This is a genomic window from Novosphingobium sp. TCA1 (assembly GCF_009811895.1).
Classification (GTDB): Bacteria; Pseudomonadota; Alphaproteobacteria; order Sphingomonadales; family Sphingomonadaceae; genus Novosphingobium; species Novosphingobium panipatense_A.
This window is the reverse complement of sequence record NZ_BLJH01000045.1, coordinates 1-24,187: the sequence shown is the minus strand read 5'-3', so window position 1 is coordinate 24,187 and position 24,187 is coordinate 1. Positions and strand designations below refer to the sequence as shown.

Genomic DNA, 24,187 nt, shown 5'->3' with positions numbered 1-24,187 from the left:
ACGATGCCTGAAGCCGCGCCTTATGTAGGTTTTCTGTTCCGTTGCTACTCAACCCCCGACATCGACGCGCTGAGGGGCAAGAGCCAATCTGAAGCCGAGCCGTCAGGTCCTGCGTCGACCGATAAATCCGGGATTACGGCACGATCCTGTCTGGGGAAGAGGGAAGCGTCACCGGGCGGTGGTCCCGAATAAGCGGGAGCGATGGCTCAATCCTTGCGCCCCGGCTCGATGCCCCACCGCGCGGCAAGGCGCGCATAGATGGGTTCGCCGCGATGCGGATCACTGGTCGCTCCGCCCATACGCTCCATGCGGGCCTCGATTTCCGCGCGGTCTGCGGCGAGCGGGTTGCCCTTGATCCCTGCGCCTTCGACGATGCGGTTCATGAAGTTGAACAGCGCGCAGATGCTGATCGCGTCGAATAGCGCCTCCTCGCTCCAGCCAGCCGCGTAAACCGGCTCGGCGTCGGCGTCGCACATCTGGCTGGGATTGCGCGTGAGCTTGGCGACATAGGCCAGCAAGGGCTTCAGCCGCTCGTCGATCTTGCTCGACGCAGCGTCGGCCATCAGATCCTCGAAAATTTCTGAGTCGATGCCAAAGGCGCGCGCCGCGACGACATGCGCGCCATGGCAATAGGTGCAGGCGTTGAGACCCGATACATAGGCAGCGATCAGTTCGCGTTCCGCGACCGTCAGCGGCGAGGGGTCGCGCAGCACCCTGTCGTGATATTCGAGCAAAGGCAGGACCGCGTGCGGAAAGCGGCGAAAGAGCTTGTCGAGCGCTGGCTCGCCTTCGATCGATGGAAAGACAGGCATGCTATTTCTCCTTGTCAGGCGAGCCAAAAACCTGCCGCGCTATCCAGGTTCGTTGTATTACGGTCAGGAGGCACAAAGCTGCAAAACCCCAGGCGAGCGGTACGAAATAGGAGGGGAAAATGGCCATGAGGATGAAGCACAGGATCGTCTCGCTGCCTTCGGCCAGGCCGCTGTTGTAGAAGAAGCTTTTCCGGCCATGGGCCTGGGTTTCAAGGCCCTGTTTCGCCGCAAGCGTCGCATAGGCGAGAAAGCTGGTCCCAGTGACGGCAAAGGCCGCGACTAGCACCAGCGCCGGCAAGAGATTGTCGGGGTCGGCGATTCCGAAGCCCACCGGAACTGCGACATAGAAGATGAAGTCGCCCACAATATCGAGAAAGCCGCCAAAGTCGGTCAGCCTCGTCGCCCTTGCGACCGCGCCGTCAAGGCCATCAAGAAGGCGATTGGCGAGGATCAGCGCGAGGCCTGCATGATAGTCGGCAAGCGCAATCGCTGCCGCGGCCGCAAGGCCAAGCAGGATACCCATGAGACTTATCGCGTCGGCGCCGATGCCGCGACGCGCAAGCCATCGGCCCATCGCATTGAGCGGCGGGTCGATAAGCGGACGAAGGCGGGCGTCGAACATCGTCCTAGGCCCAGGTCACGAGCCCGATGACCGCGCCGGTCATCGCCGATGCCATATTGCCTGCGACCCAGCTCTTCATCCCGAGCTCGGCGACATCGCGGCGGCGCGCCGGCGCCAGCGTCGCGACGGTCGAGACGAGGAGGCCGACACTCGCGAGATTGGCGACCCCGCTCAGTGCGTAGGTCGTGATCAGCAGGCTGCGCGGATCGAGCGTTCCCGCGGGCATGGCGGCAAGGCCGAGATAAGCCACATATTCGTTGAGGATCGCCTTGGTCCCCATCAGCCCGCCCGCAGCGGGCGCCTGCTCCCAGGGAATGCCGATCGCCCACATCACGGGGGCGAACAGCCAGCCGAACAGGCGCTGGAGCGTCAGCGGCGCCCCATTGGCCGGCGGCAGCAGCGCGAGCAGCTGGTCAGCGAGATTGACGAGCGCGAAGACGACGATGATGATGCCGATCACCGCGAGGACGAGCTGAACGCCCTCCATGGTGCCGCGAATGACAGCGTCGATGCTGCTCTCATAGGCAAGGTCGGGCTCGGCGGCATCGGCGCCCGGCGATCCGTCGCCCGGCACCATGATCCGGGCGACCAGCACCGCGGCGGGAAGCGAAATGAGGGAGGCGACGATCATGTGGCCGACCGCGTTCGGCACGGTCTTCGCCAGGGTGGTGGCATAGAGGATGAGGATCGCGCCCGAGATCGTGGCCATGATCATCACCATGATCATGAACAGTTCGGCGCGGCTCATCCGATCGAACCAGGCGCGTAGCACAAGCGGCGATTCGACGACGCCCAGGAAAATCGTCGCGCCGCCGCCGAGGCCGACGACCCCGCTAACGCCAAGCGTCTTGCGGAGCGCCCATGATAGCCCGCTAACCAGCGCGCGCAGCACGCCCCAGTGCCAGAGCAACGCCGAGATCGCCGAAAAGACGATGATCAGCGGCAGGATCTGGAAGGCGATGACGACCGGCGGCTCGGCGCCGGGCTTGAGCAGGAAGGGAATCGGGGCGCCGCCGGTATAGCCGAACATATAGCTCGATCCGACAAGCGTCGCCTTCTCGATCGCCGCCACCGCGCTATTGGCAAAACCGACGAGGGTCCAGACGAAGGGGATACGGGTCACCGCGAAGGCGATGGCGAGCTGGAGCAGCAGCGCGCCGCCGATCCAGCGCCAGCCGGGCCGCGCGCGGCGATCCTCGGAGAGCAGCCAGGCCAGCAGTAGAATCACCGTCAGGCCGACAAGCCCCTGCAGGTTTGCAAGCCATGCCATCCGCCTTTTCCTCCCCTAGAATTTCCATGCCGCGCCGAATTGGAACTGGCGCGGCGGCCCGGCATTGCGCTGCACGAAGGGCGCCCCGCCTCCGAACTGCACCTGATTGGACGTTGTCGCGGCATTCGCAAAGCCCGATTCATTGTTGGCGTTGAAGAGGTTGAAGACATCGGCGCTGAGCTCGATCCGGCCGTCGAAGGCCGGAACCGCATAACGCACCCCGACATCGACCGTCGCCGACCAGGGCAGCCGCGCCGAATTGCGCGCGGCGCCCGGATAACGGTCCGAATTGCCGAGGAAATTCTCGCCGAACGAGGCGCCGTCGCCATTGAGATCCTGCGTCCCGAAGATCCGCGCGTCGGGGACGAGGTTCACCGGCTGGCCGGACTGGAAAAGACCGGCGACGCTCAGCGTCAGACCCTCAAGCGGATAGAGATAGCCGACCGCCGAGATAACGTGGCGGCGGTCGTTGGCCGACGGTCCCCATTCGGCCGAAAAATCGTTGGAATTGGAGGCCCGGAAGTTGATGTCGTCGGTATCGTTGCTGAGCTTCGACAAGGTATAAGATAAGCGGAACGCGTAAGCATCGCTGCCGCGTGCCTTGGCGAGCTGCAGGATCAGCGCCTTATATTCAGACTCGCCCGCGGTTTCCGACACGGTGATCTGGCGCGCCCCGCCGGGCACGAGCGCCACCGGCCGCGTCGCGTCGGCGGCCGCCTGCGAGCGAACAAGACCGAGCGTCTCGGCGAGCGCGAACCGCGCCGCATTGTCAGCCTGTGCCCGCAGCAACGCGATATTTGCGGCGGTCAAATTGGCAAGATTGGGCGTGAAGGGCGCGGGCGCGTTGAGGTCGCGGAGCCGGGCGAGATTGTGCGTGCGGCTATAGATGACGTCGGCGCTCAGGGTCAGCGTGTCGTTCGCCTGATATTGATAGCCGCCGCTCAGCTGGAGACTCCACGGGCTGCGATAACCGGTCGGGCTGAGGATGCGCGCTTCGCCAAGGGTCGCGGTCCCGCGCAACGCCTGAACCTCCGCGGGGGTCGGGCAGGCCGAGACCGTCGTACAGGGCGGCGACACGCCAAGATTGCCGTCGAAGGTCAAGGCGGACAGATTGGTACCCGCCGGAATCAAGCCTTGCGCCTGCAGTGACCCCAGCTGGGTCAGAAATCCAGCCGAGGTTGTATTGCGCTGGAGCGCGTCCGAAATCACTGCGTAGGAGAGCTTGCCGGTGAAGATGCCCGCGCCGAAGCGCAATGTCGAGCGCGCATCAGGCCGGTAGTTGAGCGCAAAGCGCGGCGCGACATTGTCATAATCGCCATCCCCGCCGCCCTTGGCGGTCAGGCTGTCATAGTCCCAGCGCACGCCAAGGGTCGCGGTGAGGCGCGGCGACAATTGCCACTCATCCTCGACATAGAAGGCGACCTGGGTCTGACCGGTGCCGAAGGACTGCGGCCTGAGCTCCACCGAATAATTGGCGACCGCGGGATCGAGCGCGAGGACATCGCCTGCCGACAACGCGAGTCCCTGTCCACCCGCCGCAATTGCGGCAAGCTGGGCAGCGGTGAGATCGACGGTGTAGTTGCCGTCGGGATTGCCGCCTCCGAGAAGCGAAAAATCGGAATGGATGAGGTCGGCGCCGAAGCGCAAGCGGTGGTTGCCGAGCCGCCGCTGCAAGCGGTGCGTCGTCTGCCAGCTCTCCTCGACATCGTCGAAGACAAAACCCGGGTGGCCGACGACGCCGACCGTGAGCCCGCTCGGATCGCGGATGGCGACCTGCGGTCCCGCGGGCCCTTTCGGCTTGCCGTAATTCCAGCGAAAGCGGCTGAACTGGAGCGCGCCGTCATAGCTCCAGACATCGCCCGAATAGCTCGCGGTCGCCGCAACCAGGGTCGAGAAGCGGTCCTGGTCCGACCCCGCCGACGGAAAGGTGACATTGCCGCCGCCGAGCGCCCCGCCGGGGCGATCGATGGTAACGCGGCCGACATTGGCGCGCAGCCCGACCGTCCAATCGTCGGTCAGGCGGTGATCGAGCCGCACCGAACCGAGGTAGAATTGGTTGTTGCCGGTCACATTGGCAACGGTGCCGAGCGCGGGCGCATCGACGATCTGGACATTGCGATCGCGCGTATATTCGAAATTGGCGTAAAAGAAGGTACGGTCGCGCGCGATCGGTCCGCCAAGGCTCGCACCGGCCTGATAGCGCTCGAAGCTCTCACCGACCGCGTTGCCCGAAAGGTCGCGGCGCGGAAAGGGCGAGCGGGCATCGAACGGACGCCCCGGCCGTACCAGCGCATAGACTTCGCCATGATAATCATTGGTGCCCGATGGCGTCGTATAGTTGACGATGCCGTTGGCGGTGCGGCCATAGGCCGCCGAATAGCTGTTCGCGAGCACGGTCACTTCGCGCGTGAAGCCGAGCGGCACCGGGAATTTGATCCCGCCGAGGAAATTCTCGTTATTGTCGAGCCCGTCGATCAGATAATTGGTGTCGAGGCCGTTCGACCCGTTGATCGATATCGACGGCGCTTCGGGGAAGAAGCCGGTTGACGGTACGACGCCCGGGAGCCGGACCAGCGCGCCGAGCACGTCGCGCCCCTCGATCGGCAGCGCGGCAAGCTCCTCTTCGCCGAGCGATGCCGACACCTCGGCGTTGACGCTGTTGAGCGCGGTGATGCCGCGCTTGCCGGTCACGACAATCGCGGCCCCGGCGGGGGCAAGCCGCAGCGTCACGCTGCTCGAAAAATTGGCACGCAACGAAAGGCGCGCGGGCTCCCCGGACTCAAAGCGCTCGTTTGCCAGCGCCGACACGCGATATTCGCCGGCGGTAGTCAGTCCTTCGATCCGCGCCAGTCCCTGTGCGTCGCTTCGCACAACCCGGCGCAAGCCGATGCCCGGGTTCTCGACCAGCACGTCGATATCCGCCAAGGGGCGCCCATCGTCGGCGACCACGGCAATCTGGATGCCGGCCTGCTGCGCCGCGGCGGGAAGCGCGAAGCCGATTGCAAGGACCGATGCAGTTGCACCGGCCGTGAGACGCGGGAAAAGGGTCAAGTTTTACTCCATGGACAAGGCGCCGTTGCGCATTTTTCTGATTTTTCGCCTGTTGGTCGCCGTGCGGCGCCATTCCTTACAGTCGCTGCAATGCCGATTTGGGGCGACGTCCTGTAACCGGCGCGCGGCCCCGGGCGTATTGATGACGAAGGAGATGCGTATATGGCGCCCATCTGGCCCGCGCTTGGAATTCTGCTCGCCGCAACCCCGGGCGCCGTGAGCGCGGCTTCCGCAAGCCCCACGGCCTTCGACGCGGTCCGATTCACCGAGGCGCAACGCGAAGGACGAACCATCGTCGTCGAAACCTATGCGCCCTGGTGCCTGCCATGCCGCGTGCGCGGCCCCGTCCTGTCGGGGCTGCTGCAGCGCGAACGGTACCGCGACACCCTCTTCTTGCGCATCGGCGAAAAGACGACCGATGCCGATTGGAAACGGATCGGTGCGAAGCGCTATGGCATGCTCCACATCTACAAAGGCTCGCTGCGCGTCGCGGCAAGCGCCGCGACGCGTGAGGACGAGATTGTGGCGATGCTCGAACGCGCCCGCTAGCCGCGCCGCGCCAGCATGCGATCGAGCGCAATCCGGTCTTCGTCGCGAAAAGCGAGCAGCACGAGGGTCGCGCCGGCGACCGCGAGGGACGGAAAGAAAAGGACCTGGCTGCTGTCACGATCAAGGAGCCAGAGACCGAGGGGGTCGAGCAGATATTTCCATATCGAAAGCGCCCCCGTCACCAGAATGACCGCTTGCGCTGTATAGGCGAACCGGCGGAAGAGCCCGAGAATCGTGAGCAATCCGACGACCAGCAGGATCGCGCCCCAGACGAGCTGGATCGTATCGCTGGCGCCGAGCCCGGCATAATATTTGACGCTGACGCCCGCGCCCTTGTCGGGGCTGGCGAGGCGGATCATGCCCCACACGACGAGCAGCAATCCGGTTCCGATCCGGAGCAAGAGCAGCGATTGGGCTTTCATCGGTCGTCCTTCTTTTCGAGATTGAGCGCACCTTCGCGCGCTTGGGCGGGGGCCGGATGCCCGGCCCCCGCCCGCCTAGAGTCTTAGCAGCACGGCAAACCGCAGCACGCGGCAAGCGCGCAGCAGGCCTGGACCACGGCCACAGGAGCCGCCGCATAGGCGGTTCCCGAAGACAGCAGCGCCGTGATGGCGATAAGTTTTGCAGCAAATTTCATGTCAATTCTCCTGATGTCGATTTGTTGAAGTCGGATATCGCGAAGCCGCGCGGCGGGGGAACGGGTGGATTTCGCGTCAAGGAATTCAAGCGAACCGCCGCATCGCGCTCGGTGAAGGCAAGTGGCGCCGGCGCGTCCGGTTGTGGGTTGGCGGGGAGAATTGCGGCCGAACAGGCGCGCTTGCACGCCATCGAGGCTTGCTCACAGCCGTCAGGCAGAGGGCAGCCGCTTTCGCAGCATTGCGCGCTGGATATGGCATCAAAACCGCTTGCGGGCATCACCGTGGCGGTCACGCCTGCAAACAGGATCAGCAAAAGGAAAAACAGGCCGCGCATCTTTGCAGGTTCGAAGCCTTTTCCCGCACGGTTACACCGCTGCGACAATTTCCCGTCACGCCTCATCCGCGCCGCCAGTCATGATAGCGCCCGACCAGCTTGAGGAGGCGCTCGGGCGCATGCGCCCGCTTCCACTCGCCCGCGGCATATTTGTTCGCCTCGGCCATCGTCGGATAGGTGTGGATGGTCCCGAGAATCTTTCCGAGGCCCAGACCATGCTTCATGGCGAGCACATATTCGGCAAGCAGTTCGCCGGCATGTTCGCCAACGATCGTGACCCCGAGGATCCGGTCCTTGCCCGGCGGGGTCAGGACCTTGACGAAACCCGTTGTCGCCGAGTCCGCGATCGCGCGGTCGAGTTCGTGGAGCGGATAGCGTGTGACTTCGAAAGCAACGCCCTTCTCGATCGCCTCGGCCTCGCTGAGCCCGACGCGAGCGACTTCGGGGTCGATGAAGGTCGTCCACGGGATGACGCGATAATCCGCCTTGAAGCGCCGGAACTGGCCGAACAGCGCGTTGACGCTGGCGTACCAGGCCTGGTGCGCCGCGCTATGCGTGAACTGATAGGGTCCGGCGACATCGCCCGCGGCATAGATATTGGGATAGACGGTCGCGAGATATTCGTCGGTGACGACGGTGCGCTGCGTTTCGATGCCGATATCCTCGAGCCCATAGCCCGACAGGCGCGCCTTGCGCCCGACCGCGACGATCAGCGCGTCGAATGCGATCGCGCGTTCGCCGCTGGCATCGCGAACGATCAGGTGCCGATCGCCCTCGGTCCCTTCGACGCGCAAGGCTTCATGCCCGGTCAAGACCTCGACGCCAGCGCCTTCGAGCGCATCGCGCGCCAGCTGCGACACCTCATCGTCCTCGCGCGGCAGCAGACGAGCGCCGCGTTCGACCTGCGCGACGTCGGCGCCGAGCCGCGCGAAAGCCTGAGACAGTTCCGAACCGATCGGCCCGCCGCCCAGGATGATGATGCGCTGCGGCATGGTGTCACGCGCAGCAAATTCCTCCCACAGCGTATCGCTGGTCAGATACCCCGAGTCGGCAAGCCCAGGCAGATCGGGGACGACCGGCTCCGCCCCTGCCGCGACGACGATCGCGCGCGTCGTGAGCCGCTGGATTTCGCCGTTATTGCGCGCGATTTCGACCGTCCAGGGATCGACGATCCGGGCATAGCCTTGCACCACATCGACCCCAAGCTCGGTGTAGCGTTCGACGCTGTCGTGCGGCTCGATCGCTGCGATGATGTCGTGGATGCGCTGCATCACCGAGCGGAAACGGATCTGCGGCGACGCCGACACAAGTCCGTAACGGTCCGCATGCCGCATCTGCTCGGCAATGCGCGCCGACTTGATCAGCGCCTTCGACGGCACGCATCCATAGTTGAGGCAATCGCCGCCCATTTTTGACGCCTCGACGAGCGTCACCTTCGCCTTCACCGTCGCCGCGATATAGGAGGATACCAGTCCCGCCGCGCCGGCGCCGATCACGACGAGATTGCGATCGAAGCGGCGCGGGCGGTTGAAGCGCGCATATACGCGGCGACGCTTGATCGCCGCCATGATCCACTTGCCGATCCAGGGCAGCAGCCCGAGCGCGGCGAAGGAGGCGAGCAGGCCCGGCGAGGCGATGTCGGACAGCGCATCGATGCGCGCGAGCTGGGTGCCTGCATTCACATAGATGATGGTCCCGAGGAACATGCCGAGCTGGCTGACCCAGAAATAGGTGACGGTGCGGATCGGCGTCAGCCCCATCAGCAGATTGACCGCAAAGAAAGGAAAGACCGGCACGAGCCGCAGCGAGAACAGATAGAAGGCGCCGTCGCGGGCGATGCCCTCATTGACGCGCCGTAGCCGGTCGCCGAAGCGTGCCTGGACGGCGTCGCGGAACAGATAGCGCGAGGCGAGAAACGCGAAGGTCGCGCCGATCGTCGAGGCAAAGGAGACGATCAGCGTCCCCCAATAGAGACCGAAAATCGCCCCTGCGGCGAGCGTCAATATCGCCGCGCCGGGGACCGAAAGCGCTGTCAACACGACATAGACAAGGAAGAACAGCCCCGCCACAAGCAGCGGGTTGGCGCGAAAATAGCCGTCGATCGCCGCCTGCTGCGATTTCAGGGCCTCGAGCGTCAGCCAGTCGCCAAGGTCGAAATGCACCCATGCGGCAAGCGCCAGCACGAGCAGCAGCAGCAGGACGAAACGCTTGTTCATGATCTTCCTTCCGGCGGGAGGCCTTTGGCGAGATTGGTCGCACGAGACGGGCAATGCTTACACAGCATGATCATCCTCTTGCTCCGCGAGGCGTTTCGCGGCCTCGCCAAGGAGCGGGAGCTGCCGTTCGAAATTGGCGCAGTGGCGGCACATGCCCGCGTGCAGCCGCAGCTTCATGCGCTCCGAAAAGCTGAGATCGCGCTCGCGGCGCTGCGACATCAGGAATGTCGTATCGTGGCAATTGAGCATCATCGCACTGCCTCCGCAAACCAGTGATGCTGGAGACAGGCGCGCAGCGCGAGCCGCGCGCGGTGCATGATGACATGGATATTCCCGCTGGTGAGCCCGAGCTCGTCGCAAATTTCGTCGGTAGCCAGTTCGACCACCTCGCGCATCATGAACACCTGCCCCTGCTGGGCCGGCAGCCGGTTGAGGCAGGCGTCGAAGATGGCGAGGAACTGGTCGCTGTGCAGCCCCGCCTCGGGATCTTCCCATGCTGCGGGCCGCGCCGCCTCGCGCCACATGCCGCGCTCGTCGAACAGCGCCGGAAGCGTGCCGCCATCCTCCTCGGCTGCCATCTCGCTTGCCCCGAGCGGCCGGCGTCGGCGCTGGCGCAAGAGGTCGGCGATCTTGTTCTTCAGAATCGCGATCACCCAGGTCTTGAGCGCCGCCTCGCCGCGAAATTGATCGCCGTTGCGCAACGCCGCGGCGAGCGCTTCCTGTACGGCATCCTCGGCCTCGTCGTCACTGCCGAGCTGGAGACGCGCGAAACGAAGCAGGTCGCCGCGCACGCGCGCAACAAACGCCGGATCGATCGGCGTTGATGATGGACGCGGTTGCGGCGGGCGCTTCATTCAGCCCTCCATCACCTGGCAAACACGCGCCGCACTGTAACTGGCGACGAGGAACGGCACCGCATAGTTGAGCGCAAGACGCGACCAATCGATGCCGACGCCAGTCCAGATCGAGGAGCCCTGGTTGATGACATTGAGGATGGTGCCGACGACGGCGGACACGCGCAGGGCATTGGCGACCACGGGGCGCGCCATCATATGTTGAAGCAAAGCCGCGACCCCCTTCATGAGCGAAACTGCCCGAACCCGGCGTAGCGCTCGACGAAGCGGCGGTCGATCCAATCCTTGAGCCGCCAGACCAGATGTCCCCCGGCGGTCAGTTTTCCCCATGACAGGATGGCGCGCCTGTCGCCGGTTGCCAGCAGATAAAGGGTTCGACGCCGCGGGATATAGTCGTGCATCGGCGTACCGGCCAGCGCCGCTTTCAAATTGGCGGCGATCACCGGACCGGCCTTCACCGCATGGACCCCCGAGCGCTCGACACGGCGGTCGCTTCGAGAAACAATGTCGCCCGCCGCGAAGATGTCAGGGTGCGACACGCTACGAAGGTCCGAACCGACCGCGACAAATCCGCCCTCGCGCACCGCGAGACCGGTATCGGCGATCCAGTCGGGGGGGCGGCTTCCGGTCGCCGCGATGACCGCGTCGCAAGCCAACATCGTCCCGTCGGGCAGCATCAGGCCGTCGGGCGCGCCTGCCGCATGTCCCTCGTGGAAAGCAATACCGCGAGCGCGAAGGACGTCGCCTGCCCGGCGGCGGACCTCCTCGCTGTGGCCGGCGAGCAAAGCGTCGCGCGGCGCAACCAATATCACTTTGGTCGTTCCGCCGATCTGGCGGCGCAGCGACCGCTCGGCGGCGAGCGCAAGTTCGACCCCTGCGGCGCCGCCGCCAACCACCGCGACGCGCGTCAGCGTGCGCCCTTGCCTTCCCGCCACAAAGGCTTCCCAACGGGCCATGAAAGGCAGAACGGGACGGACCGGCAGCAGGCGGTCACCAAGTGCCGCCAGATGCGAAACATCGCTTTCGCCGCCGGTGGCAAGCGACAGCAGATCGAAGCCGAGGCGCACTTCGGTCGAAAGATCGAGGAGATGCCGTTCGGGATTGAGGCCGACGACGTCGGCGATCACCAGCCGCGCACCGGCCAGCCGCGCGAGCGGTTCAAGATCGATCGTGAGCGCCTCTGCCGGGTAATCCCCGGCCATCCAGCCGGGGAGCATGCCCGAATAGGCGGTCTGGCGATGCGACGTCACGAGCCAGCGCTCGGTGCCCTCGGGCGGCACACCGATCCAGTCGGCGAGCACCGCGAGATGGGCATGACCGCCACCTGCGAGGACCATCCTTATTGTCATTCCACTTGCCGCCCCTTGCCTTCATTGCCTTCATTGCCTCGTCACATGCCTTGGTCGCTGCGGACAGCGATATCTTACACGGGAGGCCAAAGATTATTGCCCGCATCCCAAGCGCGGGTCGCGCGGCTTGGATGCTGGCAGTCATATCCCGGACGGGGGACGGGAGACGTCGCGGGGCGCGGCGACCGGTAGGGGGGATGGGACCGGGTACGCTGCAAATGTCTGCCAGCATCCGCGGCGACCCAGGGCTCCCCTGGGGGTGGCGGCTGCCGGATGCGAGGGCTTCGAATGACCCATTTTGGACTTACGCACGGCAGCCAGTTTGGCCGTTCGCGCGCAGGCTGCTCCCGGCACATGCTGATATCCCATTCGTGCCCGGGCAGGCGCCGGTTACAATCTCCCGTCATTTAATTGGCGTCGCGGCGCCAGGACTGGCATGGAAATCGGCGTTTGACGGCGCGGGGCCGCAATTCGGGGAGGAATGGACCGTGGCGAGATCGAAATGGGGGCCGGTGAGAGGATGGTCGAAAACGTACGCTCTCATGACTGCCATCCGAGACGCTGGCCGAGTTTACTCCTTCGCTGGCCTCGAGACCAGCGGTCGCATTGACCTTGGCGGGTGTGCCGCGGGCGCCTGATCGACGACGATTGATCATGCTCTCATCCGCGGGTTGATTACCGCACTACCCGTATCCGTCGCTGGGCCTATCCTCCGTCTAAGTTCGGGCGTCGGACGAACCTGCCCCACCGTACACCGTGGATTGCCCATCACAGTCGGGTGCCCGCGGCACGCCGGCCAAGGCTATGCAGTTGGTGCGCTGGCGCCTCCTCTCGTTAATGTCGTGGGTGGATCAGCCGGCTATCGCCGGCGACACCCGACGGGCGATGTCCCAGGCATAGCCGACCAGTTCACGCGCGATCGCGGTGGTCACCTTGGGCTGAGGCTTGCCCGTGGCCGCCAGGCGACGGTAGCGCTGGCACAGGCGAACCTGCGCTTTCCACCCGATCGCCTGGATGTCCTCGGACAAGTCGATGACCCGCTCACGGTAGCGTCGTTCCTCGCGAGCGGGCAGTCGATACGACCAGCCCGCCTCAATCAGCATGGTTCGTGCCTGCGCGTTGCCCGCGCGGGTGATCCGGCCCCGTTTGGTCCGAGCGCCGCTGGAGTGCTCGGACGGCACCAAGCCGACATACGCCATCAGTTGCTTGGGATTGTCGAAGCGGGTGAGATCGCCTACTTCAGCGACCAGCGTCGCAGCGCTGACCAGCCTGATACCGCGCAGGACCTGTAGATTGCGGACCAGCGGCGCAAAACACCATGCGTCCACCGCTTCAGTCAGCGCCGCTTCTAAGCGCCCAACCCGTGCCTGCGCCTCCAGCACCCGCTTCTGCATTTCCTCGAATGCCAGCTGTTGGTGGGGAAAATCGAACCGCTGCTCGGACAACCACCGCCAGTACATTTTCGTCCAGGCCGCCTTGCCGCCGAAACGACGATCATGACGCAACAGGAAGCTGCGCACTGTCTGCTTGGCTCCGATGGCATCATCTTGCGCGCTGCGTCGCGCGCGGATGAGATCGCGTACCGCCTCGTGCGCCTCGTCCGGTATCCAGATTGCGGTGAGTTCGCCAGCGCGTAGCAGCCGCGCCAGGGTCATCGCGTCACGCCGGTCCGTCTTTACATGGTCACCCGGGCGCCGCGGCATCATCGAGGGGGCGATGACGATGCAATTCTGTCCCAGCTTCGTCAGCAGCCGATGCAAGCCATACCCGCAGGGACCAGCTTCGTAGCAGACGTTCAACGTCACGCCCGGTCCAGTCAGCCGCTTGACCAGCTTCCTGATCGCATCGTCCTCGTTGGCGACCGTGCCGACGAAACGCACCTCGCCTCCGCGTTCCCCATCGGCAACCGCGACCGCAATGGTTTCCTTATGAACGTCCAGACCAACGTATTTCACCGTCTCCGTCATGACTCGTCTCCGCTGCTGACAAATCCATCATCAGCATCTCAGATTCGAGCCTCCGAGGCTCTGGCAGTCATGGGGTCTAAGCGTCTCTGCGCGCACTTATGGGTCGACTCTATGCGTCGACGACTCCAGCATTCCAAAGGCATCCATCGGACAGTTGTAGCATCGCCTCTCGTCGCAGAGCCGGCATATCGTCAGCGCCGAGACAGCGTCGTCAGACATCTGCGCAAGTATTGTCTCGGCAATACGTTCCAGCACGAGGCGGTCAGCATTCGAGACATGGCTAAGGATTTCGGATAAAGTCTCGTTTCTTCGTTGCAGGATCGCAGATAGGCGAGTCTCGCCTGCCTCAGTGAGCATCAGCGCTACTGCACGACGGTCCCGTAGCGCTTTGGATCGAACGGCGAACCCGGCTGCAACCAATCGATCGACAAGCCGCACCGTCCCCGCGTGGGACAAGCCTAGCACCCGTCCTAATTCGTCGATCGAAAGACCGGTCGCGTGACCGATGACGACGATCGCCGCGGTGGTTTCGCCACCGCCGGGTATCGTCGGGTCGAATGCCGCCTTCTTAGAGCGGTTTTCGATCAGTCCGGATCATATCCACACGACTTGAAGTAATTGGCGCATTCGCGCGGCTGGAAGATGTCGACGAGCCGGCCGATCAGTGCCCAGAGGCCGCTTACTGTCCGCTCACCGATCTTCCTGAGCATGGCCTTGAGCTTGGAGAAGGCCTTCTCGATGGGGTTGAAGTCGGGGCTGTAGGGCGGGAGGAAGCGCAAGGTTGCGCCAGCTGCTTCGATCAACTCGCGCACCGAAGCACGCTTGTGGCTCGACAGATTGTCCATGACGACGACATCGCCGGGCCGCAGTTCGGGGACGAGCACCTGAGTGACATAGGCTTCGAACCAGTCGCCGTTGATCGGCCCGTCGAGCACCATCGGTGCAACCATGCCGGTCATGCGCAGTGCCGCGACCAGCGTGGTCGTCTTGCGGTGACCGTGCGGGAAGCCCATCCGCAGGCGCTGGCCCCTGGTGCAGCGGCCATGGCTGCGGGTCATATTGGTCGCGGTCCAGGTTTCGTCGATGAACACGAGCCGCTCGGGATCGAGATCAAGCTGGCCATCGAACCATTCATGCCGCTGGCTCAAGACGTCGGGGCGGTCCTGCTCGATCGCATGGCCAGTCTTTTTTTGCGCGTCATTGCGTGACGAACGAAGAAGCGGTGAAGCCCGGCCACCGAGACGTGCAGGCCGAGCTCGATCAGCGCCAGGCGCAGTTCCTCAAGCGAGATGTCCTTGCGCGCCTCCCACACCGCGAGGATATCTGCTCGCCGCTCCTCGATCCGGCGCGAGCGCATGTCGCCACCCTGAGGCTTGGGAGCAAAGCTGCCGGTCCTGCGCCGCTGATCCTGCCAGCGGATCGCCGTCGACGGCGCGACACCAAAGCGAGCCGCCGCAGCACGGCAACTCATCCCCTCATCAATCGCCGCCAGAAGCCGCCTGCGCAAATCCATCGATAGAGGTTGGCCCATCCATGCCGGCCTCCTTCACCAGCACGGATTCTGAATCAGAAATCACGCCCGGTGGGAATCCCCGAATGACTCATAGCGGTCGAAAACCGCTCTAATTCGATCGGTGATGCCCACTGCGAGGGCGCCGAACAGATTGACGAGCCGGTCCGAGAGTACGTTCAAAGGGTTGCCTCATTCATTGACGGCGCATAGTGTATGCGCAGCGCATATATCACGCCTGTCTAAGCATGAAGGCAGATCATGCGCCATGATGAAAGCGAGGCACCATGTTTTCGACATTACACATAGCTGAAAAGACGACCGGCTCTCGCGGGTCTCTCGCGTTGCTGCGCTGGGCGCTGGTGGTCATCTTTCTCTGGTTCGGTTGCATGAAATTCACGAGCTATGAAGCGATGGGCATCGCGCCATTGATGAAGAACAGTCCGATCATGAGCTGGATTCCGGCCGTTTTTGGGGTGCAGGGTGGAAGCTATTTTATAGGCACCGTCGAGCTCGCGACGGCCGCTGCGCTGATTATCGGTGCTTTCAACAAGACGGCCTCCGCTCTCGGCGCGGCGATGTCATGCCTGACTTATGCCGTGACACTGACGTTTTTCCTGAGCACGCCTGGCGTCGCCGAGCCGACCGCTGGCGGGTTCCCGGCGATTTCGGCCGGAACCGGACAGTTCCTGTTGAAGGACCTGGTGCTTCTTGCGGCATCAGCGTGCCTTCTACTTGCGTCCATACGGACAGCAGACGCGTGACGGCAAACAGGTGATAGGCGACGCTCCGGACCTGCGCTTTTGCCGAACCATACCCGCCTCAGCCCATAACGATCGACAAACCCTGTCGCTTTGATAGGGTGTTCGAAAACATGCTTTCGAGGGTTTGTCGTACATGCTGGTCGGATATATGCGGGTGTCAACGACCGATGACCGCCAAACGGTCGATCTCCAGCGGGACGCGCTCGTCGCAACCGGGGTCGATCATCGGCATCTCCATACCGACAAGGCATCCGGCGCGCGCGACGACCGACCAGGCCTGAAAGCCTGCCTCGACTATCTGAACGCGGGCGACACACTGATCGTGTGGAAGCTCGACCGGCTCGGACGCTCGCTGCCGCACCTGCTGACGATCGTCACCGATCTGAAGGCGCGCGGCATCGCGTTCCGGTCGCTGACCGAGCAGATGGATACGACCACGCCGCACGGCGAATTGCTGTTCTCGCTGTTCGGTGCATTGGCACAATATGAGCGTGCGCTCACGCGCGAACGGGTGATGGCGGGACTGGCTGCTGCCAAACGCCGGGGACGCCAAGGTGGCCGCCCGCCGATGATCGACGCCGAAACGCTCGAGCGGATCACCGCCGCGCTGGATGGCGGGGCCAGCAAGGCGTCCGTCTGCCGGACCTTCAAGGTGCCGCGTTCGACCCTTCTCGGCACGCTTGCCCGGATCGGCTGGACCGCACCGGCCAAGGTCTAAGCCGATGCCGCGTCGCGCCGTCCTGTCGGACGAGCAACGCGCGGCGTTGCTCGCGCTTCCCGACGACGAAACCCTGCTCGTCCAGCACTGGACATTGAGCCGGGACGACTTGGCCATCATCGTCCGCCGGAGGCGACCGCATAACCGGCTGGGTTTCGCGATCCAGCTTTGCGCGCTGCGCTATCCTGGCCGTTTCCTGCGACCCGGTGAACTGATCCCTGATACGCCGCTCGCGTTCGTCGCAGAGCAATTGCAGGTCGGACCCGAGGTGCTGGCCGACTACGCGACGCGCGGCCCGACCCGGTACGAACAGCTCGATGCACTGCGCGATGCATTCGGCTTCATGCCGCTCAGTCGGCCGCTGCGAACGACGTTGCAGGAATGGCTCCTGCCGATCGCGCTGACGACGACCAGCGGGGCTAGGCTGGCGCGCGTGATGCTGGATGAGTGCCGGCGACGGCGCATCATTGTGCCGGGCATCAGTTCGGTCGAGCGGATGGTCGCACAGGCGTTGCTCGATGCCGAACGCCATGTCGCCGAGCATCTGACCCGAGGACTCGATGCTCGACAGCGCCGGCTGCTCGATGCGCTTCTCCTGCCCCACACAGGCACGAACTTGAGCGATCTGGCCTGGGTGCGGCAGTCACCCGGCAAGCCCGGCCGAAAGACATTCGCCGCCATCATCGAGCGACTGACACTGCTTCGGGCCATCGGGATCGATCCGGATATCGCCGTAGGCGTCCATCCCGAGCGCCTCCGACGCCTGTGCCAGGAAGGCGTGCGGCTGACCGCGCAACATGTTCGGACGCTGCAAGCGACGCGGCGTCGCGCCACATTGGTGGCGACCATCCTCGAAACCATCGTTACCCTCACCGACGATGCGGTGCTGATGTTCGATCGCCTGCTTGGGCAGATGTTCCGGCGCGAACAGAACAGCGCGGACACGACACTCAAGCGCAACCGGCGCACCATCAACGGCAAAATCCGGCTGCTTGCCCAACTCGGCGCTGCCTTGCTCGCCGCCAAGATATCAGGTGGCGATATCGGCGCTGCGGTCGAGGCAGCGATCGGATGGAATGATCTCGGCCGCGAGGTCGATGAAGCCCGCAAGCTGATCCGCCCCGATTCGGTCGATCCCGTCGCGGTCGCCGCGACCAATTACCCCGTCCTCCGACAGGTCGGTCCCTCGTTCATCGCCTCGTTCACATTCGGGGCGGTGCCAGCCTGCCATGCGCTCGCGCGAGCGGTCGCGATCATGCGCGACCTTCATTTTGGTCATCTGCGCAAATTGCCTGCAGGCACGCCAGTCGGCTTCATCCGGCAAGCTTGGCGTCGGGCGATCGGCACCGGCATTCCCGATCGCAGGATCTATGAATTGTGCGTGCTGGTCGAGCTTCGCGACCGGCTTCGCGCCGGCGACATGTGGGTCGAGGGAAGCCGACGCTATCGTGCTGTCGAGCAGCAACTCATTCCTGCCCCCGTATTCGCCAACATGCGCGCGGCCGGCCCCTTGCCGATACCGGCACCGGATACGGCCGATATCTGGCTGGCCGAACGACGCGCCCGCCTCGCCCGTCGATTGGCCGAGGTCGAGCGAAAGGCGGAGACGGACGCGCTGGAAGACGTGCAGCTCAGCTTGGGCAGGCTGCGGATTTCGCCCTTGAAGGCGATTACTCCCGAGGAATCCGATACCGCCCTTGCGCCGCTCTATGCGCATCTGCCCGCGATCCGCATCACCGACCTTCTTGCCGAAGTCGATCGATGGACCGGGTTCAGCCAGTGCTTCACGCATCTGCAAAGTGGCCGTGCCGCGGATGAACCACGTGCGATCCTCACGGCGGTGCTCGCCGATGCCACCAATCTGGGCCATACGCGCATGGCGGAAGCCTGCAATCTCGTGACCCAGCGCCAACTCGGTTGGCTCGCCTCATGGCATCTGCGCGAGGAAACCTACGGTCGCGCGCTCGCCCGGCTTGTCGACGCCCAACACACCGCGCCGCTGGCCGCGCTGTTCGGGTCCGGCACCTCGTCCAGCTCAGACGGTCAGAACTTTCCGCTCGACCGCCGCGCCCAGGCAACCGGCGCAGTCAATCCGCACAAGGGGACAGAGCCGGCTGTCTCCTTTTACAGCCACGTCTCGGATCGCTACGCGCCGTTCCATTCCACAGTTATCTCCGCTTCGGCGAGCGAGGCGGCACAGGTGCTCGACGGGCTGCTCCACCACGGCGCCGATCTGCACATCGAAGAGCATCACGTCGATGGCGGGGGCGTCTCCGACCATGTGTTCGCGCTATGTCATCTGCTTGGGTTCCGGTTCGCGCCGCGTATCCCGAATATCGCCGCACGCCGTTTGCACCTGTTTAACGGCATCGAACCCGGCCCCGATATTGCGCCGCTGGTCGCGGGCCGCATCGACGAAGGTCTGATCGAGGCACACTGGGACGACGTGCTGCGACTGGGAACCTCGATCCGCACAGGCGTCGTCAGCGCCTCGATCATGCTGGAACGGCTCGGCTCCTATCCACGCGCCAACGGCCTGGCACTGGCGTTGCGCGAGATCGGTCGCGTCGAGCGTACCCTGTTCACGCTCGACTGGATCGAGCAGCCCGAACAGCGTCGCCGCGCCACCCGCGAACTCAACAAGGGAGAAGCGGAAAATGCCCTGAAACGCGCCATCTTCTTCCATCGCATCGGCCGTATCCGCGATCATGCGCTGCAAGCCCAAAGCCATCGGGCGAGCGCGCTGAACCTCGTCGCCGGTGCCATCGTCCTGTGGAACACGACCTACCTGCAAGCCGCCCGGATGCATCTCGCCAACCTCGGCCGGCCGGTCCCGCCGGACCTGCTGCAACACCTATCACCGCTCGGTTGGCAGCATATCAATCTCACCGGCGATTACCTCTGGACCGATCCCGATGCGCCATCCACCGCGCTCAGACCGCTTCGCCAGATGCGCGCCGTCGAAGGCACGGCAAAACCTTAGACCCCATGACTGCCAGAGCCTCGGTGGCTCAAATCTGAGATGCTGATGATGGATTTTTCAGCAGCGGAGGCGAGTCATGGTGAAGGCAGTGAAATATGTTGGTCTGGACGTTCATAAGGAGACCATTGCGGTCGCAGTTGCCGAAGGGGAACGCGGAGGCGAGGTGCGTTTCGTCGGCACGGTCGCCAATGAGGACGATGCGGTCAGGAAACTGGTCAAGCGGCTGACGTCACCGGGCGTGACGTTGAATGTCTGTTACGAAGCGGGTCCCTGTGGGTATGGTTTGCATCGACTGCTGACAAAGCTGGGACAGAATTGCATCGTCATCGCCCCCTCAATGATGCCGCGACGCCCGGGCGACCATGTGAAGACGGACCGACGTGACGCAATGACGCTGGCGCGGCTTTTACGCGCTGGCGAACTCACGGCGATCTGGGTGCCGGACGAAGCGCATGAGGCGGTACGCGATCTCATCCGCGCTCGACGAAATGCGCAGGACGATGCCATCGGGGCCAAGCAAACGGTGCGCAGCTTCCTGTTGCGACACGATCGTCGTTTTGGCGGCAGGGCAGCCTGGACAAAGATGTACTGGCGGTGGCTGTCCGAGCAGCGGTTCGATTTTCCCCATCAGCAACTGGCATTCGAGGAAATGCAGAAGCGGGTGCTGGAGGCGCAGGCACGGGTCGGGCGCTTAGAAGCGGCGCTGGCTGAAGCGGTGGACGCATGGTGTTTTGCGCCGCTGGTCCGCAATCTACAGGTCCTGCGCGGCATCAGGCTGGTCAGCGCCGCGACGCTGGTGGCCGAGGTTGGCGATCTCACCCGCTTCGACAATCCTAAGCAGTTGATGGCGTATGTCGGCCTGGTGCCGTCCGAGCACTCCAGCGGTGCCCGGACCAAACGCGGCAGGATCACGCGGGCGGGCAACGCGCAGGCACGAACCATGCTGATCGAGGCTGGCTGGTCGTATCGACTGCCCGCACGCGAGGAGCGACGCTATCGTGAGCGGGTCATCGAGATGCCCGAGGATATCCAAGAGATCGGGTGGAAGGCACAGGTTCGCCTGTGTCAGCGCTACCGGCGCCTGGCCGCCGCCGGCAAACCACAGCCAAAGGTGACCACTGCAATCGCGCGTGAACTGGTCGGCTATGCCTGGGACATCGCCCGTCGGGTGTCACCGGCGGTGGCTGGCTGATCGACGTACAACGATCGCGAGAAGAGGCGCCAGCGCACCAGCTGCATAGCCTTGGCTGGCGTGCCGCGGGCACCCGACTGTGATGGGCAATCCACGGTATACGGTGGGGCAGGTTCGTCCGACGCCCGAACTTAGACGGAGGATAGGCCCAGCGACGGATACGGGTAGTGCGGTAACCAACCCGCGGATGAGAGCATGATCAATCGTCGTCGATCAGGCGTCCGCGGCACACCCGCCAAGGTCAATGCGAACGCTGGTCTTGCGGCCAGCGAAGGGGTAAACTTGGTCAGTATCTCGGATGGCAGTCATGAGAGCGTATATCTGGGTCCGTTCTGTGTACCGACCCCAAGAAGCATGAAAACCCGCATGCGGTCCTTGCGGCCATCTTGGCAGATGGATCGAATCTGGGCCTGGAGCGGATGGCCAACGCCAGCGACGGAGTGAGCTATGCCCAGCTTGCCTGGACACACAACTGGTATCTGTCGCCCGAAAATTACCAGGCCGCTTTGGGCATGATCGTTGCCGCGCACCATGATCTTCCGTTCACGCGCCACTGGGGTGCCGGCACCAGTTCATCCTCCGATGGGCAGTTCTTCCGCTCGGGCCGCAGCCGATCGGCTGCGGCCGACATCAATGCAAAATATGGCAGCGAGCCGGGCCTGAAAATCTACTCTCACCTGTCAGATCATTTTGCCTCGTTCGGATCGCGGATCATGTCGGCCACTGCTGGCGAAGCCCCTTATGTGCTCGACGGCCTGATGCTGGGTGCCGGTGCGCTACCCCTGCATGAACATTACACCGATACCGGCGGCGCGACAGATCCTGTCTTTGCCCTTTGCCATCTTCTCGGCTTCCGTTTCGTGCCCCGTCTGCGCGACATCGCAGACCGGAAACTCGGCTCGATCGCCGTGCCCTCGACTTACAAGGGCATCGAAAGCCTCATGGGGCGCACGATCAAGACCGCGGCAATCGAAGCCGATTGGGATGACATCGTCAGGATCGTCGCCTCTATCAAGGAGGGAGCCGTCGCGCCCTCCGCGATCCTACGCAAGCTGGCCGCCTACAAACGCCAGAACAGGCTGGATTTCGCGCTGGCCGAACTCGGCCGCATCGAGCGGACGCTGTTCACGCTTGACTGGCTTGAGCAGCCCGACTTGCGCCGGGCCTGCCAGGCCGGCCTCAACAAGGGAGAAGCACGCCATACCCTCGCCGCCGCCATCTACACCAACCGGCAGGGTCGGTTCACCGACCGGTCGATTGAGAACCAGGAATTTCGGGCATCGGGTCTGAACCTGCTGATCGCGGCGATAGCCTATTGGAATACCATCTATCTGGACCGGGCCGCCCAGCACCTCACAGCATCCGGCGTCCCTTTCGATGACGCGCTCCTCGCCCACCTTTCCCCCATGGGCTGGGCGCATATCAGCTTGACCGGAGACTATCTCTGGCACCGGGCAAAGCAACTCGCCCCCGGCGAATTTCGCAGCCTTAATGATCCCATGGCGCGCCTCAAACGCGTGGCATAGCCATAGTTCTTATTTTGTCCGCAAAATCGTTGTCTGGCGCACAAACCTTGAGGTGACGCCATCATCATAGATATTGCCTGGCTCGACACCGGCAGCGCGAAGGGCATCGTGCTGCAGGTCGAGCGACTGCGAGCCGTCGGCTTTGGACACGCGGGCGTAGCCGATCAGCATGGATCACAAACGAAGGTTTGAGGCGGTGACGAACATGAGCACATAAGATTGGGCTATTGTGTATCTTAACCAGCATCTCAATCAAGCTATCTCAAACCGTAGCTCGGAAAGAATAAGGAGCATGTATGCCGCGTCGCGTGACCCTGACCGATCGACAGCGCGAGGCGCTGCTTCACTTGCCGGTCGATCAAGGTGAGCTGCTGCGGCACTATACCCTCAGCGATGAGGATCTCGGGCATATCCGCCAGCGCCGGCGCGCCCACAATCGTTTTGGCTTCGCGCTGCAACTGTGCGTCCTGCGCTACCCGGGCCGGGTGCTCGCTCCTGGCGAGTTGATCCCGGCGCAGGTATCGGATTTCATCGCGGCCCAGCTCGGCCTGACCAGCGACGATCTACTCCTCTATGCCGCGCGCGAGGAGACCCGGCACGAGCATCTGGCGGACCTTCGCCGAATCTACGGCTATCGCTCCTTTTCGGGGCGGGGCGCACGGGATTTGCGCGAATGGATCGCTCGGGAAGCCGAGGCGGCGACATCGAATGAGGATCTTGCCCGTCGCTTCGTTGCGGAGTGTCGCCGCACCCGCACGATCCTTCCCGGCTCCTCGACGATCGAGCGCCTTTGCGCCGATGCGCTGGTTGAGGCCGAGCGCCGGATCGAGGATCTTATCGCCCATCGCATCACGCCAACCCTGAGCGAGAATTTGGCTCACCTGTTGGAGGATACGGTGGATGGTCGCGTCACGCGCTTCGTATGGCTGCGACAGTTCGAGGTTGGCGCAAATTCAGCAGCCGCTAACCGGCTGATGGATCGACTGGAATATCTTCAAAGGTTCGATCTTCCGGCGGATTTGCTGGACGGCGTGCCGGCGCATCGTGTGACCCGGCTTCGCCGGCAGGGCGAGCGCTATTACGCCGACGGCATGCGTGATCTGCCCGAAGACAGGCGGCTTGCGATCCTCGCTGTCTGCACCCTGGAATGGCGGTCATCGCTGGCCGATGTCATCGTGGAGACCCACGATCGCATCGTAGGCCGTCTCTATCGGGCCTCCGAACGCCTTTGCAACACCAGGATCGCCGACGAAAAGGCGGCCGTTCGGGACACGCTGAAGTCCTTTGCCGAAATCGGTGGTGCTTTGCTTGGAGCGCAGGACGATGGCACGGCCCTGGACGGGATAATCGCCACCGGGCCTGGCTGGGAACGGTTCAGAACCCTTGTCGCCACGGCCTCCGCGCTGACCAACGTGCTCGCGGCCGACCCGCTCAGCCGTGTGCTGGACGGCTATCACCGTTTCCGCCTCTACGCGCCCAGGATGCTGCGCCTGCTCGACATGCAGGCGGCGCCGATCGCCACGCCTCTTCTGGCGGCCGTTGCGATGCTGCGTAACGGGATCAAGGTCGATCCGCCGGTGGATTTTCTACGTCCCAACTCGAAATGGCATCGTCATCTTCGCGCTGAGCCCAGCGGCGACCACCGGCTTTGGGAAATCGCGGTGCTGTTCCACATCCGCGACGCCTTCCGGTCCGGTGACATATGGTTGGCGGGATCGCGCCGCTATGGCGACCTCAAGCAGCTTCTGGTCCCGCCACAGGCGATAGAGCAGACCGCGCGGCTCGCCGTGCCGCTGCGACCCGGCGAATGGCTGGCCGAGCGCAGGGCTCGA

The 24,187-nt window shown here is 64.0% G+C and carries 22 protein-coding genes and 2 pseudogenes; 9 read left to right on the top strand and 15 right to left on the bottom strand.

Features of this window, described 5'->3' with window-relative positions:
- Nucleotides 1-192, top strand: a 192-nt coding sequence (locus NTCA1_RS28845; protein WP_236549583.1) for a hypothetical protein, incomplete at its 5' end; no start/stop codon positions are given.
- A gap of 14 nt (nucleotides 193-206) precedes the next feature.
- On the opposite strand, the gene NTCA1_RS25715 is transcribed toward NTCA1_RS28845, so the two are convergent.
- The 4 genes from NTCA1_RS25715 to NTCA1_RS25700 are packed head-to-tail and all read right to left on the bottom strand — an operon-like array spanning nucleotide 207 to nucleotide 5,755.
- Entirely contained in the window at nucleotides 207-812 is a 606-nt protein-coding gene (locus NTCA1_RS25715; RefSeq protein ID WP_120222545.1) for a carboxymuconolactone decarboxylase family protein, read from the bottom strand.
- 1 nt (nucleotide 813) lies between these two features.
- On the bottom strand, nucleotides 814-1,434 hold the full coding sequence (locus NTCA1_RS25710) for a CDP-alcohol phosphatidyltransferase family protein (protein WP_120222544.1): 621 nt from the start codon (nucleotides 1,432-1,434) through the stop codon (nucleotides 814-816).
- A gap of 4 nt (nucleotides 1,435-1,438) precedes the next feature.
- Entirely contained in the window at nucleotides 1,439-2,704 is a 1,266-nt protein-coding gene (locus NTCA1_RS25705; RefSeq protein ID WP_120222543.1) for a NupC/NupG family nucleoside CNT transporter, read from the bottom strand.
- Nucleotides 2,705-2,719: 15 nt separating this feature from the next.
- On the bottom strand, nucleotides 2,720-5,755 hold the full coding sequence (locus tag NTCA1_RS25700; protein ID WP_120222542.1) for a TonB-dependent receptor: 3,036 nt from the start codon (nucleotides 5,753-5,755) through the stop codon (nucleotides 2,720-2,722).
- A gap of 162 nt (nucleotides 5,756-5,917) precedes the next feature.
- Between NTCA1_RS25700 and NTCA1_RS25695 the strand changes: the two genes are divergently transcribed.
- Nucleotides 5,918-6,304: a thioredoxin family protein gene (locus tag NTCA1_RS25695; RefSeq protein ID WP_120222541.1), complete on the top strand. Its 387-nt coding sequence runs from the start codon at nucleotides 5,918-5,920 to the stop codon at nucleotides 6,302-6,304.
- Here the strand turns inward: NTCA1_RS25695 and NTCA1_RS25690 are convergent.
- The 4 genes from NTCA1_RS25690 to NTCA1_RS25680 all read right to left on the bottom strand — a co-directional run bounded on the left by NTCA1_RS25690 (nucleotide 6,301) and on the right by NTCA1_RS25680 (nucleotide 9,492).
- The gene (locus tag NTCA1_RS25690; RefSeq protein WP_159832244.1) at nucleotides 6,301-6,684 is read right to left on the bottom strand and encodes a hypothetical protein; all 384 of its coding nucleotides are present in this window, start codon (nucleotides 6,682-6,684) and stop codon (nucleotides 6,301-6,303) included. The two genes, NTCA1_RS25695 and NTCA1_RS25690, sit on opposite strands and share 4 nt — an antisense overlap.
- Nucleotides 6,685-6,809: 125 nt before the next feature.
- Nucleotides 6,810-6,941 (bottom strand): hypothetical protein, encoded by a 132-nt coding sequence (locus tag NTCA1_RS29010; RefSeq protein ID WP_255490614.1) that lies wholly within the window; start codon nucleotides 6,939-6,941, stop codon nucleotides 6,810-6,812.
- Nucleotides 6,938-7,276: a hypothetical protein gene (locus NTCA1_RS25685; RefSeq protein WP_120222540.1), complete on the bottom strand. Its 339-nt coding sequence runs from the start codon at nucleotides 7,274-7,276 to the stop codon at nucleotides 6,938-6,940. Before NTCA1_RS25685 ends, NTCA1_RS29010 begins: the two co-directional genes overlap by 4 nt.
- Before the next feature lie 62 nt (nucleotides 7,277-7,338).
- The gene (locus tag NTCA1_RS25680; protein ID WP_120222539.1) at nucleotides 7,339-9,492 is read right to left on the bottom strand and encodes an FAD-dependent oxidoreductase; all 2,154 of its coding nucleotides are present in this window, start codon (nucleotides 9,490-9,492) and stop codon (nucleotides 7,339-7,341) included.
- A gap of 66 nt (nucleotides 9,493-9,558) precedes the next feature.
- Between NTCA1_RS25680 and NTCA1_RS25675 the strand changes: the two genes are divergently transcribed.
- Nucleotides 9,559-9,768, top strand: a complete 210-nt coding sequence (locus tag NTCA1_RS25675; RefSeq protein ID WP_159832243.1) for a hypothetical protein — start codon at nucleotides 9,559-9,561, stop codon at nucleotides 9,766-9,768.
- On the opposite strand, the gene NTCA1_RS25670 is transcribed toward NTCA1_RS25675, so the two are convergent.
- The 6 genes from NTCA1_RS25670 to NTCA1_RS25645 form a co-directional block, all read right to left on the bottom strand.
- Nucleotides 9,741-10,346: a sigma-70 family RNA polymerase sigma factor gene (locus tag NTCA1_RS25670; protein ID WP_120222537.1), complete on the bottom strand. Its 606-nt coding sequence runs from the start codon at nucleotides 10,344-10,346 to the stop codon at nucleotides 9,741-9,743. The genes NTCA1_RS25675 and NTCA1_RS25670 overlap by 28 nt on opposite strands.
- On the bottom strand, nucleotides 10,347-10,544 hold the full coding sequence (gene nrtS, locus NTCA1_RS25665; protein ID WP_201282603.1) for a nitrate/nitrite transporter NrtS: 198 nt from the start codon (nucleotides 10,542-10,544) through the stop codon (nucleotides 10,347-10,349).
- Nucleotides 10,545-10,570: 26 nt separating this feature from the next.
- Nucleotides 10,571-11,683, bottom strand: coding sequence for an FAD-dependent oxidoreductase (locus NTCA1_RS25660; protein ID WP_159832241.1), 1,113 nt, complete (start codon nucleotides 11,681-11,683; stop codon nucleotides 10,571-10,573).
- A gap of 863 nt (nucleotides 11,684-12,546) precedes the next feature.
- A complete protein-coding gene (locus tag NTCA1_RS25655) occupies nucleotides 12,547-13,662 on the bottom strand; it encodes an IS110 family transposase (RefSeq protein WP_004206949.1) in 1,116 nt (371 codons plus the stop codon).
- A 96-nt stretch (nucleotides 13,663-13,758) separates the two neighbouring features.
- Entirely contained in the window at nucleotides 13,759-14,169 is a 411-nt protein-coding gene (locus tag NTCA1_RS25650; protein ID WP_255490617.1) for a MarR family winged helix-turn-helix transcriptional regulator, read from the bottom strand.
- A gap of 77 nt (nucleotides 14,170-14,246) precedes the next feature.
- Nucleotides 14,247-15,193 (bottom strand): IS630 family transposase gene (locus tag NTCA1_RS25645; RefSeq protein ID WP_155188001.1). Its coding sequence is split into 2 segments (ribosomal slippage): nucleotides 14,247-14,857 and nucleotides 14,857-15,193, totalling 948 coding nucleotides; the frame shifts between segments, so codons are not numbered across the junction.
- Between the two features lie 266 nt (nucleotides 15,194-15,459).
- Between NTCA1_RS25645 and NTCA1_RS25640 the strand changes: the two genes are divergently transcribed.
- From NTCA1_RS25640 to NTCA1_RS25620, 5 genes and pseudogenes are all read left to right on the top strand, one after another.
- Entirely contained in the window at nucleotides 15,460-15,936 is a 477-nt protein-coding gene (locus NTCA1_RS25640; RefSeq protein WP_010339850.1) for a YkgB family protein, read from the top strand.
- A 133-nt stretch (nucleotides 15,937-16,069) separates the two neighbouring features.
- A complete protein-coding gene (locus NTCA1_RS25635; RefSeq protein WP_010339849.1) occupies nucleotides 16,070-16,654 on the top strand; it encodes a recombinase family protein in 585 nt (194 codons plus the stop codon).
- Nucleotides 16,655-16,658: 4 nt separating this feature from the next.
- Entirely contained in the window at nucleotides 16,659-19,637 is a 2,979-nt protein-coding gene (locus NTCA1_RS25630) for a Tn3-like element ISMpo10 family transposase (protein WP_012449407.1), read from the top strand.
- A gap of 76 nt (nucleotides 19,638-19,713) precedes the next feature.
- Nucleotides 19,714-20,829: an IS110 family transposase gene (locus tag NTCA1_RS25625; RefSeq protein ID WP_125986459.1), complete on the top strand. Its 1,116-nt coding sequence runs from the start codon at nucleotides 19,714-19,716 to the stop codon at nucleotides 20,827-20,829.
- A gap of 347 nt (nucleotides 20,830-21,176) precedes the next feature.
- Nucleotides 21,177-22,355, top strand: a pseudogene (locus tag NTCA1_RS25620) (Tn3 family transposase); the annotation flags it as partial.
- Nucleotides 22,356-22,415: 60 nt separating this feature from the next.
- Here the strand turns inward: NTCA1_RS25620 and NTCA1_RS25615 are convergent.
- Nucleotides 22,416-22,526: pseudogene (locus NTCA1_RS25615) on the bottom strand (recombinase family protein); the annotation flags it as partial.
- 125 nt (nucleotides 22,527-22,651) lie between these two features.
- Between NTCA1_RS25615 and NTCA1_RS25610 the strand changes: the two are divergent.
- The coding region (locus NTCA1_RS25610) for a DUF4158 domain-containing protein (protein WP_159832240.1) at nucleotides 22,652-24,187 on the top strand (1,536 nt) is incomplete at its 3' end.